The organism is Streptomyces sp. NPDC060184, assembly GCF_042728795.1.
Classification (GTDB): domain Bacteria; phylum Actinomycetota; class Actinomycetes; order Streptomycetales; family Streptomycetaceae; genus Streptomyces.
In genome coordinates this window covers 52957-67752 of sequence record NZ_JBHWYX010000048.1, presented here as the reverse complement: position 1 = coordinate 67752, position 14796 = coordinate 52957, and the positions used below count along the sequence as shown (strand labels likewise).

Genomic DNA, 14796 nt, shown 5'->3' with positions numbered 1-14796 from the left:
GTATAAGAGACAGCCCCCGAGGGGTGCCGCCCTTCTTCGTATCCGTCCCCGTATCCGCGGCGGTCCGGGGACGCCGTTCAGTCGGCGGAGGCGAGTCTCCGCATCACCAGGCCGGAGGCCGGCTTCGGGCCGAAGGACGTGGACTTGCGCGGCATGGTGACGCCCTGTCGGGCGAGGTCGCGGACGACGGACTCGCGTACCGGATGCATCAGGACGGCCGTACCGCCGGACCGTTCGGCCTGCTCGGCCGCGGCCACCGGGTCGTGGAGGTAGGCGATCTCCTCGGCGGTGTCCGGCAGGCGCCAGACCCGGTCGAGCAGCGTCTCGTGCAGCACCGTCGCGTCCAGGGTGCGCCAGGCCTCCGGGCGGCCCGCAGGGATCGTGCGGGCGAGCAGGGCGGGGTCCGGACGGTCCACGAGGCGGTACGCGCCGTCGCCCGCCAGCAGATAGGCGTTGCCCTCCTCGGACGCGGCGGCGAGCGCGCCGAGCGCCCGGGGCAGCGGGCCCGCCACCTCCCGCACCCGGAACCGGCCGCCGAGCGCGGCCACGGCGTCGGCGGGGGCGAGCCGGCGGAGCACCCGGTGGATCGCGCGCACCTGGAGCGGGTAGCGGGCCGTGTCGACCAGGAGGACCAAGCCGAAGTCCCACGGCCCGGGGGAGTCCTGCTCCCGCTGGAGCCGCAGATAGGTGGCCCACCGGTGGTGGCCGTCCGCGATGAGGGCCTGGCGGGGCAGGAGATCGGCGGCGGCCTCGGCCTGCTCCGCCGGATCCGTGACGGCCCACAGCCGGTGCCGGAGCCCGTTCTCCGTCGTGGTGGTGAGCAGCGGGGGCCGCCGGGCCGCCCGCTCGACGACCGCCGCCGCGCCGGACTCCGTACCGTCACCCGGACAGGTGAGGAGCAGCGGTTCGAGGTGCGCGCCGGTGGCGCGCATCAGGGCGGCCCGTTCCGCCACGACGTCGTCCATCACCTCCTCGTGCGGGAGGACGATCCGGTCGGCGGCGGGGGAGAGTGCAAGGGCGCCGATCAGGCCGCGCTGGAGGACGCCGTTGCCGCGCTGTTCGTAGACGTAGAGCGCGGGTTCGGGGTCGGTGGCGAGCACCCCCTCGGCGAGCCATGCGTCCAGGGTCCGGGCCGCGAGCCGGTTGCGGGCGGCGGGTGAGCCGTCCTGAGGCAGGATCAGCCGCACGATGTTGTGCGGGTCCGCCGACTCCAGGTGGTGCAGGCCGTCCGGCCGTACGACCACGTCGTACGGCGGGGACGTCACCGCGGCGAGGCTGCCCACCCGCTCGGGGACGTAACGCACGCCACGGAACGGGAACAGGCGCAGCCCCTTTCCGACGTGCCCCGATGTGTCCATCCCCGCATCGTAGGTGCGGCCCGTCGATGCGCGATGATCGGGGCAGACGCATCGAACGAGGAGCGAACACAATGAGTCAGCAGGACACGTCCCGGCCGCTCGGCAGCGGTACGCCGCTGAGCGAGGCGTACGACACGGCTCTGCTCGACCTCGACGGGGTCGTGTACGCGGGCGGCCAGGCGATCGGCCACGCCGTCGAGTCGCTCACCACCGCCCGGGACGGCGGGATGCACCTCGCGTACGTCACCAACAACGCGCTGCGGACACCCGCCGCGGTGGCGGCCCACCTGACCGAGCTGGGGGTACCCGCCGAGCCGTCGGACGTGATCACCTCCGCGCAGGCGGTCGCTCGGCTGGTCGCGGACCAGCTCCCGGCGGGCGCCCGCGTCCTCGCCATCGGCGGCGAGGGGCTGCGGGTCGCCCTGGAGGAGCGCGGGCTCGTCCCGGTCGACTCGGCGGACGACGACCCGGTCGCGGTGGCGCAGGGGTACGGCGGCCCGGACTTCCCGTGGTCGCGGCTGGCCGAGGCCTCGTACGCGGTCAACCGGGGCCTGCCCTGGTTCGCGTCCAACACCGACCTCACCATCCCCAGCGCGCGGGGCATCGCCCCCGGCAACGGCGCGGCCGTCCAGGTCGTCCGGATCGCGACCGGCGCCGAGCCGCAGGTCGCGGGCAAGCCGCTGCCCCCGATGCACCGGGAGACCGTGCTGCGTACCGGGGCCGAGCGCCCGCTCGTCGTCGGCGACCGCCTGGACACCGACATCGAGGGCGCGTTCAACGGCGGGGTGGACTCGCTGCTGGTGCTGACCGGGGTGACCGACGCCGCCCAGCTGGTCGCGGCGGTGCCCGAGCACCGGCCGACGTACGTCGACCGGGACCTGCGCGGGCTGCTCACCGGGCAGCCCGAGGTGACGGTGGAGGACGGCACGGCCCGCTGCGGCGGGTGGACCGCGTCGCCACGCGGGCAGGAGCTGGTCCTCGACGGCGAGGGGGACGCCCTCGACCCGATCGACGGGCTGCGGGCGCTCTGCGGCGCCGCGTGGACCGCCGGGGGCTCCGTGGCGTGCTCCCTCGACGCGGGGAAGGCCGTCGCCCGCCTGGGACTCTGACGGAAGGCGGGGGAGGGGGCGGGCGGTGACCGGGAGCCGGCCGGTGAAGGCGGTTCGGCCCGCCCGCCCCAGGCGGCCCGTGCCCGCCTCAATTCCAGTGCCCCCCTGAGGCGGCCCGTGCCCGCCTCAGGTGCCCCAAAAGCCCCTCAGAGCAGCGATCTCAGCTTGAGCAGGTCCCGGAACCCCGCCTCCAGGCGGACCCGGCCCGCCCCCCACGCCTTGGCGAAGTTCAGGTCGCCGTCCACCAGCGCGACCAGGTCGTCGCCGGTCATCGCCAGTCTGATCTCGGCCCGCTCGGGGGGTGGGCCCTCGACGGTGTCGAGCACCCGGATGCGGCCGTCCGTGAGCCGGCCGGTGAACGTCACATCGAGGTCCTTGATGTGACAGCTCAGCGAGCGGTCCAGGGAGGCGGCGCTGCGCACGTCTCCGTCCGCGCCCGCGAGATTGTCGGAAAGTCTGTCGAGTGCGCTGCGGCACTCTGCCATGGTCGCCATCGTGATCGACGGTACCCCAGCGCACCGAGGTAGCGTTCCGGCATGAACGACTTGACGACGGGGCCCGGGACCGTGTCCGCGCAGGCATCCCCGGCGGCACCCGGCACCGCCCCCGGCGACGACGGCGGGACGCCCGTCCCCGGTGGGCGGGCGGCCGTCCCCGGTGAGGAGGCGGCCGGCTCCGCCACCGCCCCCTCCCACGCGCCCGCCGCGCCCGCCCCCCTCGGCGTCGTCCGCACCCCCACCGGGAACGCCGCCGTGGACGCCGCGCTGGAGCGCCTGGCCGACGCCGACCACCTCGCGGCGGACGGACACACCGAGGTGTACGAGGATGTACACCGCGGGCTGCGTTCCACGCTGACCGCGCTGGACGCGGGGCCCGTACCCGCACCCCCGTACGACAACAGGAGCTGAACGTAACCGTGGCAGGAGTGGCCCGTCGCCGCCTCGACGCAGAGCTGGTACACCGCAAGCTCGCCCGCTCGCGCGAGCACGCGAGCCAGCTGATCGCCGCGGGACGCGTCTCCGTACGCGGCCTGGTCGCGACCAAACCCGCCACCCAGGTGGAGACCAGCGCCCCCGTGGTCGTGGCGAAGGACGAGAGCGATCCGGAGTACGTCTCGCGCGGCGGGCACAAGCTCGCCGGCGCCTTCGCCGCGTTCGTACCGCTGGGGCTGGAGGTGGAAGGCCGCCGCGCGCTGGACGCCGGGGCGTCCACCGGCGGCTTCACCGACGTGCTGCTGCGCGCCGGGGCCCGGCAGGTCCTCGCCGTCGACGTCGGCTACGGACAGCTCGCCTGGTCGCTCCAGTCCGACGAGCGGGTCGTCGTCAAGGACCGCACCAACGTGCGCGAACTGACCCTCGACGACATCGACGGGCTGCCGGTGGACCTGGTGGTCGGCGACCTCTCGTTCATCCCGCTGGGGCTCGTCCTGCCCGCGCTGGTGCGCTGCGCCGCCCCCGACGCCGACCTGGTCCTCATGGTCAAGCCGCAGTTCGAGGTCGGCAAGGAACGGCTCGGCAGCGGCGGGGTGGTGCGCAGCCCCGAACTGCGCGCCGAGGCGGTACGCGAGGTCGCGCGCCGGGCGGCGGCGCTGGGGCTCGGGGTGCGCGGGGTCACGGCCAGTCCGCTGCCCGGCCCCTCGGGGAACGTCGAGTACTTTCTGTGGCTGCGGGCCGGCGCACCCGAACTGGATCCGGCAGATGTGGACCGTGCAGTGGCGGAGGGGCCTCGTTGACGACGACGACAAGTACGGCACGAACAGTCTTCCTTTTGGCGCATACCGGCCGTCCGGCCGCGATCCGCAGCGCGGAGCTCGTGGTGCAGGGACTGCTGCGCAACGGCCTCGGCGTGCGGGTCCTGGAGGCCGAGGCGGCCGATCTGCCGGTCCCGGCCGCGGTGGAGACGGTCGCCGAGGCGACCCCCGCCGCCGTGGACGGGTGCGAACTGCTGATCGTGCTCGGCGGTGACGGCACCCTGCTGCGCGGGGCGGAGATCTCGCGCGCCTCGGGCGTCCCCATGCTGGGGGTCAACCTCGGCCGGGTCGGCTTCCTCGCGGAGGCCGAACGCGACGACCTCGACCGGGTGGTCGCCCGTGTGGTGACCCGGGCGTACGAGGTCGAGGAGCGCATGACGCTCGACGTCGTGGTGCACAGCAACGGCGCGGTCGTGCACACCGACTGGGCACTCAACGAGGCGGCCGTGCAGAAGGTTTCGCCCGAAAGGATGCTGGAGGTCGTCCTGGAGATCGACGGCCGGCCGGTCACCGGGTTCGGCTGCGACGGGATCGTCTGCGCGACCCCCACCGGCTCGACCGCCTACGCGTTCTCCGCCGGCGGGCCCGTCGTCTGGCCCGAGGTCGAGGCCCTGCTGATGGTGCCGATCAGCGCGCACGCCCTGTTCGCCAAGCCGCTGGTCACCTCGCCGTCGTCGGTGCTCGCGGTGGAGGTCCAGCCGCACACCCCGCACGGGGTCCTCTGGTGCGACGGCCGCCGGAACGTGGAGCTGCCCGCCGGTGCCCGCGTCGAGGTGCGGCGCGGAGCCGTACCCGTACGGCTGGCGCGACTGCACCACGCGTCGTTCACCGACCGGCTGGTCGCGAAGTTCGCGCTGCCGGTCTCGGGATGGCGCGGCCTGCCGCAGTGACGGGGGCGCGCACGGCCCCGGCGGGGGCCCGGACACCCGTCCGGGGCCGGTGGGCCGGGGCCGCGCGCGGACGCCCGCGGGCGCGTCGCGGGCGGGGGCCGTCGCACGGGGGCGGTGAAACCTCGTATGGTCGTGTCCGTGTTGGAGGAGATGCGGATACGGTCGCTCGGAGTCATCGACGATGCCGTGGTCGAGCTGTCGCCCGGATTCACCGCGGTCACGGGTGAGACCGGAGCGGGCAAGACCATGGTCGTCACGAGCCTCGGGCTGCTGCTCGGCGGACGTGCCGATCCCGCCCTGGTGCGGATCGGTGCGAAGGCCGCGGTGGTCGAGGGACGGATCACGGTCGGGGACGGTGACACGGTCGCCCTGCGGGCCGAGGAGGCCGGTGCGGAGATCGAGGACGGCGCGCTGCTGATCAGCCGTACCGTCTCGGCGGAGGGCCGCTCACGGGCCCACCTCGGGGGCAGATCCGTGCCCGTCGGGGTGCTCGCCGAACTCGCCGACGAACTGGTCGCCGTGCACGGCCAGACCGACCAGCAGGGGCTGCTCAAGCCCGCCCGGCAGCGCCAGGCCCTGGACCGGTACGCGGGCGACGGCGTCGCCGTGCCGCACGAGAAGTACGCGGCGGCCTACCGGCGGCTGCGCGCGGTCGTCGTGGAGCTGGACGAGATCACCACCCGGGCCCGGGAGCGGGCCCAGGAGGCGGATCTGCTGCGCTTCGGCCTCGACGAGATCGCGGCCGTCGAACCGCTGCCCGGGGAGGACGCCGAACTCGCCGCCGAGGCCGAGCGCCTCGGCCACGCCGAGGCCCTCGCCTCCGCCGCCGCCCTCGCGCACACCGCGCTGGCCGGGAACCCGGAGGACCAGGAGGTCGTGGACGCCACGACCGTCGTGGCCGCGGCCGGCCGTTCACTGGACGCCGTACGCTCCCACGACCCCGCCCTCGCCGCCCTCGCGGACCGCATCGGGGAGATCTCCATCCTGCTCGCCGACGTCTCCGGGGACCTCGCCGGATACGCCGACCAACTCGACGCGGACCCGCTGCGCCTCGCCTCCGTGGAGGAGCGCCGGGCCGCGCTCACCGCGCTCACCCGCAAGTACGGCGAGGACATCGGCGCCGTGCTCGCCTGGTCCGAGGCGGGCGCCGCGCGCCTCACCGAGCTGGACGGCGACGACGACCGGATCGGTGAACTCACCGACGAGCGCGACGCCCTGCGCGAAGAGCTCTCCGCACTGGCCCAGGCCCTCACCGACGCCCGCACCGAGGCGGCGGCCCGCTTCGCGGCGGACGTCACCGAGGAGCTGGCCTCCCTCGCGATGCCGCACGCCCGCGTCTCCTTCGCCATCCGGCAGACCGAGGCGCCCGACGAGGCCTCCGGCATCGACGTGGGCGGTCGCAGCGTCGTCTACGGCCCCTCCGGCGCGGACGAGGTCGAGCTGCTGCTCGCCCCGCACCCCGGCGCCCAGCCCCGGCCGATCGCCCGGGGCGCCTCGGGCGGTGAGCTCTCCCGGGTGATGCTCGCCGTGGAGGTCGTCTTCGCGGGCTCCGACCCCGTGCCCACGTACCTCTTCGACGAGGTCGACGCGGGCGTCGGCGGCAAGGCGGCGGTGGAGGTCGGCCGCCGCCTCGCCAAGCTGGCCAGGACCGCCCAGGTCGTCGTGGTGACCCACCTCCCGCAGGTGGCCGCGTTCGCCGACCGGCAGCTGCTGGTCGAGAAGACCGTGGACGGCTCGGTGACCAGCAGCGGGGTCACCGTCCTGGAGGGCGAGGACCGGGTACGCGAACTCTCCCGGATGCTCGCGGGCCAGGAGGACTCCCAGACGGCCCGTGCCCACGCGGAGGAGCTGCTGGCCACCGCACGGGCGGACAGCGCGTAGGAGCGGCGCCCGGGCGTCGGCGCCGCGTCGGCACCCCGGCGCCCCCGCCGTGTCCGTACCCCGGCGCCCGCTCCGGCGGGCCGGGGTGCGTTCCGGCGCGGCGCCGGGCGTCCCGGGCGCCGGTTCGCCGTCGTGGCCGTCACTCGTGCGAGTGGTACGGAACGGCCGGTTGTCGCCGGACCGGGGTGCAGCAACGTTCCGGCGGTCGGCAACGCCCGTACGGACTGGCATCCTTGGGGCTGTGCCCGCCGTGGCACGCACCCCTCAACGACGCGGGAAGTCCGGGAGCCAATCGACGTGTCACAGCTGCGAACGGTGCAGGTCCTGGGCGGCGGAGGCGCCGGCAGCTGCGCCCACGTCGGGTCGCTCGCCGCCGGGCTGACCGCGCGAGGGGTGCAGGTCACCGTCTGCGCGCCCGCCGCCGTGGACCTGGTCCACGACTTCTCCGCGACCGGTGCCCGCTTCGCCGCGGTGCCCCGGCGCGGCGACCCCGTCTCCATGGCCGCCCTGCGCTCCGCCTGCCTCGGCGCGGACGTGGTGCACGCGCACGGCCCGCACGCGGCTGTCCGCGCCGCTGCCGCCCTCGGCGGCCTGCGCGTCCCGCTGGTCGTGACCTGGCACGGCCGGGGCCACGCCGAGGGCGCCCGCAGGCGCGTGCGGCATCTGCTGGAGGTCCGGGCGGCCCGTGCGGCGGCCGTCCTGCTCGGCACCTCCTCCGACCAGGTGGACCGGGCCCGCCGCAGGGGCGCCCGGGACGCCCGGCTGGCCCCGGTCGCCGCACCCCTCTCCCGTACCGCCGCCGACCCGGCGCACCTCGCCAAGGTCCGTGCCGAACTCGGCGCGGTGGGGAACCCGTTGGTGCTGGCCGTCGGCAGCCTGATGCCGCGTCACGGATACGGTGTCCTGCTCGACGCCGCCCGCCTCCTCGGCACCCTCGACCCGGTGCCCCAGGTGGTCGTCGTCGGCGAGGGCCGCGAGCGGGCCGCCCTGCAACGCCGCGTCAAGGGCGAGCGGTTGCCGGTCCGGCTGATCGGCGCCCGCGACGACATCCCCGAACTCGTGGGTGCGGCCGACCTCGTGGTGATCCCCAGCCGCTGGGAGGCCCGCTCCCACCTCGCGCAGGAGGCGCTGCGGGCCGGTACCCCACTGGTGGCCACCGCCGTCGGCGGCATCCCCGAACTCGTGGGCGACGCCGCCGAACTCGTCCCCTACGGCGACCCCGAGGCGCTCGCGCGGGCGGTCTCGGGGCTGCTCCTCGACCCGGACCGGCGCGCCCGGCTGGCCGCCGAGGGCCGGGCGCAGGCGGCGGGCTGGCCCACCGAGGAGGACACCATCACCCATGTCCTCACGGTCTACGACGAGTTGGCGCAACCGCTCACCCGGACCCGCTGACCTGATGGCCGCTCAGGCCGCCGAGGGCTCGATGTTGTGGTTGAGGCGGAACATGTTGTCGGGGTCGTAGCGGCGCTTCACCCCGGCGAGCCGCGCGTAGTTCTCCTCGCCGTACGCGGCGACGACGCGCTCGTGACCCTCCTGGCCGATGAAGTTGAGATAGACCGCGTCGTCCGCCCAGGGCCGGACCCCGGCGCGCGCCTCGTGGACCCAGTGCCGGGCGCGGGCGTCGTCGGCCGGGTCGTCCCAGATGCCGAAGGGGTGCACGACCCAGGGGGAGGAGCGCCACCGCACGGGCAGTTCGGCCGGCCCGCGCGCCACGGCCCCGCCCAGCGGGAAGAGGATGTGCTGCGACCCGGACGGTACGGGCATGGCGTCCGCCGTGGCGCAGAACGCGGTCACCGCCTCGTCCGGGAAGGCGCCCAGGTACTCGGCCGACCAGTAGTTCCGCCGGCCCGCCGGATCGTCCAGCATGCACTGGAGGTCCGCGTAGGGAATCCCGGCGACGACCTCCGCCTCGTGGGGGAGGGCCAGCAGCGGTGCGGCGACCTCCCGCAGCCCTTCCTCCGTACCGGCCCAGGTGATCAGCACACCGCAGACGGGCTTGCCGACGAACTGCGGAGGCACGAAGTCCTCGGGAGGACCGGTCAGATAGAGGCAGCCGCCGCCGGCCTCCTCGGGCGCCGACGCCATCAGGTCGCGGAAGGCGGTGACGGCCTGCGGACCGTCCTCGGGGCGGAAGAACATCAGCGCCATGCTCATGGCGGGCAGCTCGTGCAGACGGAGCGTCAGCGAGGTGGCGACGCCGAAGTTCCCGCCGCCGCCGCGCAGCGCCCAGAACAGGTCCGGGTTCTCCCGCTCGCTCGCCCTGACGAGGGAGCCGTCGGCCGTGACCACCTCGGCGGCGAGGAGGTTGTCGCAGGCCAGCCCGAACTTCCGCTCCAGCCAGCCCGATCCGCCGCCCAGCGTGAATCCGCCGACCCCGGTCGTCGACGCCCGCCCGCCCGTGGTGGCCAGGCCGAACGGCTGGGTGGCACGGTCCAGATGGCTCATGGTGGCGCCGCCGCCGACCCGGGCGGTGCCCGCTCCGCGGTCGACGGTCACCTCGTGCATGCGGCGCAGATCGACGACGAGCCCGCCCTCGCTCGACGCCATGCCCGCCACGCTGTGGCCACCGCCGCGGACGGCGATCTCCAGCTCCTCCGCGCGGGCGCACCGCACGGCCGAGGCGACGTCCTCGGCGGACGCGCACTGGGCGATCAGGGCGGGACGACGGTCGATCATGCCGTTGAAGACGGCGCGTGCCTCGTGGTACCCCTCGTCCTCGGGGGTGAGGATCGCGCCGGAGAACCCCTCGCGCAGCGCGGCGAGGGAGCTGTCGAACAGAGTGCGGGGCGTCATGATGCCCCCTTCCGAGGGGCAGAAACGTACCTTCCCAGCGTAGTCCCGGGGCCGGGGGAGAGCCCGGCGGGAGAGCCCGACGGCCCGGGGGGAGGGACCCACCCCACCGGGCCGCGGTGCGGGCCGTCGCCCGGTCCCGTACGCACGACGCCCCGGCCACCGCGGAAGGGCGGCCGGGGCGTGCGTGCCGAGGCGCCGGGTCAGCCCGCGTACGCCCCGCTGGCCGTCAGCCGCAGCGCGGTGTCGATGAGCGGGACGTGGCTGAACGCCTGCGGGAAGTTGCCCACCTGGCGCTGCAGCCGGGAGTCCCACTCCTCGGCGAGCAGCCCCAGGTCGTTGCGGAGCGAGAGCAGCTTCTCGAAGAGCTGGCGGGCTTCGTCGACCCGTCCGATCATCGCCAGGTCGTCCGCCAGCCAGAAGGAGCAGGCGAGGAACGCGCCCTCGTCGCCCTCCAGGCCGTCCACGCCCGCGTCGTCGCCGGAGGTCGGGTAGCGCAGCACGAACCCGTCCTCGGTCGACAGCTCGCGCTGGATCGCCTCGATCGTGCCGATGACCCGCTTGTCGTCCGGCGGGAGGAAGCCCATCTGCGGGATCAGCAGCAGCGAGGCGTCCAGTTCCTTCGAGCCGTAGGACTGGGTGAAGGTGTTGCGCTCGGGGTCGTAGCCCCGGTCGCAGACGTCGCGGTGGATGTCGTCGCGCAGCTCGCGCCACCGCTCCAGCGGCCCCTCCACGTCGCCGGACTCGATCAGCTTGATCGTCCGGTCGACCGCGACCCAGGCCATCACCTTGGAGTGCACGAAGTGGCGGCGGGGGCCGCGCACCTCCCAGATGCCCTCGTCCGGCTCGTACCAGTGCTGCTCCAGGTAGCTGATCAGCTTGAGCTGGAGGCCCATGGCGTAGTCGTTGCGGGTCAGGCCCGTCATGTGCGCCAGGTGCAGCGCCTCGGTGACCTCGCCGTACACGTCGAGCTGGAGCTGGTCGGCGGCGCCGTTGCCGACGCGGACCGGGCCGGAGTTCTCGTAGCCGGGCAGCCAGTCCAGCTCCGCCTCGCCGAGCTCGCGCTCGCCGGCGATGCCGTACATGATCTGCAGGTTCTCCGGGTCGCCCGCCACCGCCCGCAGCAGCCACTCGCGCCAGGCGCGGGCCTCCTCGCGGTAGCCGGTGCGCAGCAGCGAGGAGAGGGTGATCGCGGCGTCGCGGAGCCAGGTGTAGCGGTAGTCCCAGTTGCGCACGCCCCCGATCTCCTCGGGCAGCGAGGTGGTGGGCGCCGCGACGATGCCACCGGTCGGCGCGTAGGTGAGCGCCTTCAGGGTGATGAGCGAGCGGGTCACGGCCTCCCGGTAGGGGCCGTGGTACGTGCACTGCGCGACCCACTCCTCCCAGAACCGTTCGGTCGCCTCCAGCGAGCCCTCCGGCTCCGGCAGGGCGGGCGGCTGGTGGTGCGAGGGCTGCCAGCTGATCGTGAAGGCGACGCGGTCGCCGGGGGAGACCGTGAAGTCGGAGTACGTCGTCAGGTCCTTGCCGTACGTCTCCGCCTGCGTGTCCAGCCAGACGGAGTCCGGTCCGGCCACGGCGACCGTGCGGCTGTCCACCTTGTGCACCCAGGGGGTGATCCGGCCGTAGCTGAACCGCATCCGCAGCGACGAGCGCATCGTCACCCGGCCGCTGACGCCCTCCACGATGCGGATGAGCTGGGGGGCGCCGTCACGGGGCGGCATGAAGTCGATCACGCGCACGGTGCCGCGCGGCGTGTCCCACTCCGACTCCAGGATGAGCGAGTCGCCGCGGTAGCGCCGCCGGTCGGCGGCGGGCGGCTCGGCGGCTGCTCCCGCCCCGTCGGCGCCCTCGGACGAGGGGTCCAGCGGCCCCAGCCGCCAGAAGCCGTGCTCCTCGGTACCCAGAAGTCCCGCGAAGATGGCGTGGGAATCGAAGCGTGGCAGGCAGAGCCAGTCGACCGTGCCGTCCCGGCAGACCAGCGCCGCTGTCTGCATGTCTCCGATGAGTGCGTAATCCTCGATGCGCCCGGCCACGTGCGTCTCCAGTCGAACGGCCATGTACCGCCCCGCTGAGGGGGCGCTTGCTGCGGAAATAAGAAAAAGTTCGGAGGGGTCGATAGAGCCCTTGTGACCGGCGGGAGCGGGCGGGGGTGATGCCGCGGGCCGGCCGTCCCGCTCGTCAGCGAGTGTCCGAGCAGGATACGACGCACCGATGTGATCCGCGCGACGGTTCAGGGATCTTGTCGGAGCCGAACGGGTGGGGCGTGGAAGAGGTGCGGACGTTTCGTGAGGCTCGTGCGGAGCGTGTGGCCGGAAGCAGGGTCCTCAGGTCGCTGTTAGGCTGGTAGCCCGTGGACCGGTGGTCGGACGCGAGAGCGGACGAGGCCCCCGAACCGCAGCGACGGCACCCCCGGAATCTCCGGTTCGGCAGCCGGTACGTACCCCAGATTCGCTACCACGGGAGCCCCCTCTTGGCTATGCAGCCCACATCCACGACGACCAAGCACATCTTCGTCACCGGGGGTGTCGCCTCCTCCCTCGGCAAGGGTCTGACTGCCTCCAGCCTGGGTGCGCTGCTCAAGGCGCGTGGTCTCCGGGTCACGATGCAGAAGCTCGACCCGTACCTCAACGTCGACCCCGGCACGATGAACCCGTTCCAGCACGGTGAGGTGTTCGTCACCAACGACGGCGCCGAGACCGACCTGGACATCGGCCACTACGAGCGCTTCCTCGACGTCGACCTCGACGGCTCCGCCAACGTCACGACCGGGCAGGTCTACTCCCAGGTCATCGCCAAGGAGCGGCGCGGCGAGTACCTCGGCGACACCGTCCAGGTCATCCCGCACATCACCAACGAGATCAAGTCCCGCATCCGCCGCATGGCGACCGGTGACGTCGACGTGGTCATCACCGAGGTCGGCGGCACCGTCGGCGACATCGAGTCGCTGCCGTTCCTGGAGACCGTCCGCCAGGTGCGCCACGAGGTCGGCCGGGACAACGTCTTCGTCGTGCACATCTCGCTGCTGCCCTACATCGGCCCCTCCGGCGAGCTGAAGACCAAGCCGACCCAGCACTCGGTGGCCGCACTCCGCAACATCGGCATCCAGCCGGACGCCATCGTGCTCCGCGCCGACCGCGACGTCCCCACCGCCATCAAGCGCAAGATCTCGCTGATGTGCGACGTGGACGAGAGCGCCGTCGTCGCCTGCGTCGACGCCAAGTCGATCTACGACATCCCGAAGGTGCTGCACACCGAGGGCCTGGACGCCTACGTCGTGCGCAAGCTCGACCTGCCCTTCCGCGACGTGGACTGGTCCACCTGGGACGACCTGCTGGACCGCGTCCACAACCCCGACCACGAGGTCACCGTCGCCCTGGTCGGCAAGTACATCGACCTCCCCGACGCCTACCTCTCGGTCACCGAGGCCATCCGGGCCGGCGGCTTCGCGAACAAGGCCCGTGTCAAGGTCGAGTGGGTCACCTCCGACGACTGCAAGACCCCGGCCGGCGCCGCCCGCCACCTCGCGGGCGTGGACGCCATCTGCATCCCCGGCGGCTTCGGCGAGCGCGGTGTCGACGGCAAGGTGGGCGCCATCCAGTACGCCCGCGAGAACAAGGTGCCGCTGCTCGGCCTCTGCCTGGGCCTCCAGTGCATCGTGATCGAGGCGGCCCGCAACATCGCCGGCATCCCGGACGCCAACTCCACCGAGTTCGACGCCGCGACCTCGCACCCGGTCATCTCCACCATGGAGGAGCAGCTCGCCTACGTCGAGGGCGCGGGCGACCTGGGCGGCACCATGCGCCTGGGCCTCTACCCGGCGAAGCTCGCCGAGGGCTCCCTCGTCCGCGAGGCGTACGCCGGTGAGCCGTACGTCGAGGAGCGCCACCGTCACCGCTACGAGGTGAACAACGCCTACCGCTCGGAGCTTGAGAAGAAGGCCGGACTGGTCTTCTCCGGCACCTCCCCGGACAACAAGCTCGTCGAGTACGTCGAGTACCCGCGCGAGGTCCACCCCTACCTCGTCGCCACCCAGGCCCACCCGGAGCTGCGCTCCCGCCCGACCCGCCCGCACCCGCTCTTCGCGGGTCTGGTGAAGGCCGCCGTCGCCCGCCAGGCGGAGGCCGCCGCGTCCGGCGAGTAGTCCCGAGGCATTACCGTTGACCGGGGTACGCGTCCGCAGAGGACGGGTGCCCCGGTTTTTCGTTCGTGAAGCGGGAGGACGCAGATGGGCATCGAGGACAGGGCCGAGGAATGGCGGGTCACCGCGACGGTGACGCCCTTCACCGGCAACAAGACCAGCGTCCGCACCGACGACGTCGTGATGCCCGACGGCACCGTCGCCGGACGTGACTACCAGGTCCACCCCGGCTCCGTCGCGATCCTGGCGATCGACGAGGAGGACCACGTCCTGGTCCTCCGTCAGTACCGCCACCCGGTGCGTCAGAAACTCTGGGAGATCCCGGCCGGACTGCTCGACGTCCCCGGCGAGAACCCGCTGGCCGCCGCCCAGCGCGAGCTGTACGAGGAGGCGCACGTCAAGGCGGAGGACTGGCGGGTCCTGACCGACGTCTACACCAGCCCCGGCGGTTCGGACGAGGCGGTCCGCATCTTCCTCGCCCGCGACCTCTCCGAGGCGGTCGGCGAACGTTTCGAGGTCTCCGAGGAGGAGGCCGACATGGAGCAGGCGCGGGTCCCGCTGGCGGACCTGGTGCGGGGCGTTCTCGCGGGCGAACTGCACAACAGCTGTCTGGTCATGGGCGTCCTGGCGCTGACCGCGGCCCGCGCGGGGGACGGCGAGGGCTCGCTGCGCACGGCCGAATCCCCGTGGCCGGCGCGTCCGTTCGAGGCGTAGGGGCTGTCCCGCACTTCCTGGTGGGCGCGCGACGACGGCTGCGGCACCCCGCCGCGTTGTCGCAGCCTCCGCTCACCCGATATCCGTCGGACGATCGTAAGAATCGCTGATCCGATCGGGCGATGTCTCCGCCCCGCTCCGCCCTGATCGGCGGCACCGCTGAACT

The 14796-nt window shown here is 73.6% G+C and carries 12 protein-coding genes; 8 read left to right on the top strand and 4 right to left on the bottom strand.

Going from position 1 to position 14796, the window contains the following annotated elements:
* Positions 1–77 precede the first annotated feature (77 nt).
* The gene (locus tag ACFWEE_RS26890; protein WP_386892867.1) at positions 78–1358 is read right to left on the bottom strand and encodes a DUF1015 family protein; all 1281 of its coding nucleotides are present in this window, start codon (positions 1356–1358) and stop codon (positions 78–80) included.
* A gap of 71 nt (positions 1359–1429) precedes the next feature.
* Between ACFWEE_RS26890 and ACFWEE_RS26885 the strand changes: the two genes are divergently transcribed.
* Positions 1430–2467 (top strand): HAD-IIA family hydrolase, encoded by a 1038-nt coding sequence (locus tag ACFWEE_RS26885; protein WP_386892865.1) that lies wholly within the window; start codon positions 1430–1432, stop codon positions 2465–2467.
* 146 nt (positions 2468–2613) lie between these two features.
* On the opposite strand, the gene ACFWEE_RS26880 is transcribed toward ACFWEE_RS26885, so the two are convergent.
* Positions 2614–2961 (bottom strand): SCP2 sterol-binding domain-containing protein, encoded by a 348-nt coding sequence (locus ACFWEE_RS26880; protein ID WP_386892863.1) that lies wholly within the window; start codon positions 2959–2961, stop codon positions 2614–2616.
* Between the two features lie 42 nt (positions 2962–3003).
* Between ACFWEE_RS26880 and ACFWEE_RS26875 the strand changes: the two genes are divergently transcribed.
* The 5 genes from ACFWEE_RS26875 to ACFWEE_RS26855 all read left to right on the top strand — a co-directional run bounded on the left by ACFWEE_RS26875 (position 3004) and on the right by ACFWEE_RS26855 (position 8380).
* Positions 3004–3375 carry a hypothetical protein gene (locus ACFWEE_RS26875; RefSeq protein WP_386892861.1) on the top strand — a complete coding sequence of 124 codons (372 nt, stop codon included), beginning with the start codon at positions 3004–3006 and terminating at the stop codon, positions 3373–3375.
* A gap of 8 nt (positions 3376–3383) precedes the next feature.
* Entirely contained in the window at positions 3384–4199 is an 816-nt protein-coding gene (locus ACFWEE_RS26870) for a TlyA family RNA methyltransferase (protein ID WP_386892859.1), read from the top strand.
* Complete coding sequence (locus ACFWEE_RS26865) at positions 4196–5107, top strand: NAD kinase (RefSeq protein ID WP_386892857.1); 912 nt, start codon at positions 4196–4198, stop codon at positions 5105–5107. Before ACFWEE_RS26870 ends, ACFWEE_RS26865 begins: the two co-directional genes overlap by 4 nt.
* A gap of 126 nt (positions 5108–5233) precedes the next feature.
* A complete protein-coding gene (gene recN / locus ACFWEE_RS26860) occupies positions 5234–6988 on the top strand; it encodes a DNA repair protein RecN (protein ID WP_386892855.1) in 1755 nt (584 codons plus the stop codon).
* A gap of 297 nt (positions 6989–7285) precedes the next feature.
* Positions 7286–8380, top strand: a complete 1095-nt coding sequence (locus tag ACFWEE_RS26855) for a glycosyltransferase family 4 protein (RefSeq protein WP_386892853.1) — start codon at positions 7286–7288, stop codon at positions 8378–8380.
* A 12-nt stretch (positions 8381–8392) separates the two neighbouring features.
* Here the strand turns inward: ACFWEE_RS26855 and ACFWEE_RS26850 are convergent, their stop codons facing one another.
* Both ACFWEE_RS26850 and ACFWEE_RS26845 read right to left on the bottom strand, forming a co-directional pair.
* Positions 8393–9781 carry an FAD-binding oxidoreductase gene (locus ACFWEE_RS26850; protein WP_386892852.1) on the bottom strand — a complete coding sequence of 463 codons (1389 nt, stop codon included), beginning with the start codon at positions 9779–9781 and terminating at the stop codon, positions 8393–8395.
* A gap of 200 nt (positions 9782–9981) precedes the next feature.
* Positions 9982–11811, bottom strand: coding sequence for a glycoside hydrolase family 15 protein (locus ACFWEE_RS26845; protein ID WP_386892881.1), 1830 nt, complete (start codon positions 11809–11811; stop codon positions 9982–9984).
* A gap of 443 nt (positions 11812–12254) precedes the next feature.
* Here ACFWEE_RS26845 and ACFWEE_RS26840 point away from each other — a divergent pair, with 443 nt between their 5' ends.
* Entirely contained in the window at positions 12255–13919 is a 1665-nt protein-coding gene (locus tag ACFWEE_RS26840; RefSeq protein ID WP_386892850.1) for a CTP synthase, read from the top strand.
* Positions 13920–14003: 84 nt separating this feature from the next.
* The gene (locus tag ACFWEE_RS26835; RefSeq protein WP_386892849.1) at positions 14004–14630 is read left to right on the top strand and encodes an NUDIX domain-containing protein; all 627 of its coding nucleotides are present in this window, start codon (positions 14004–14006) and stop codon (positions 14628–14630) included.
* Positions 14631–14796 lie beyond the last annotated feature (166 nt).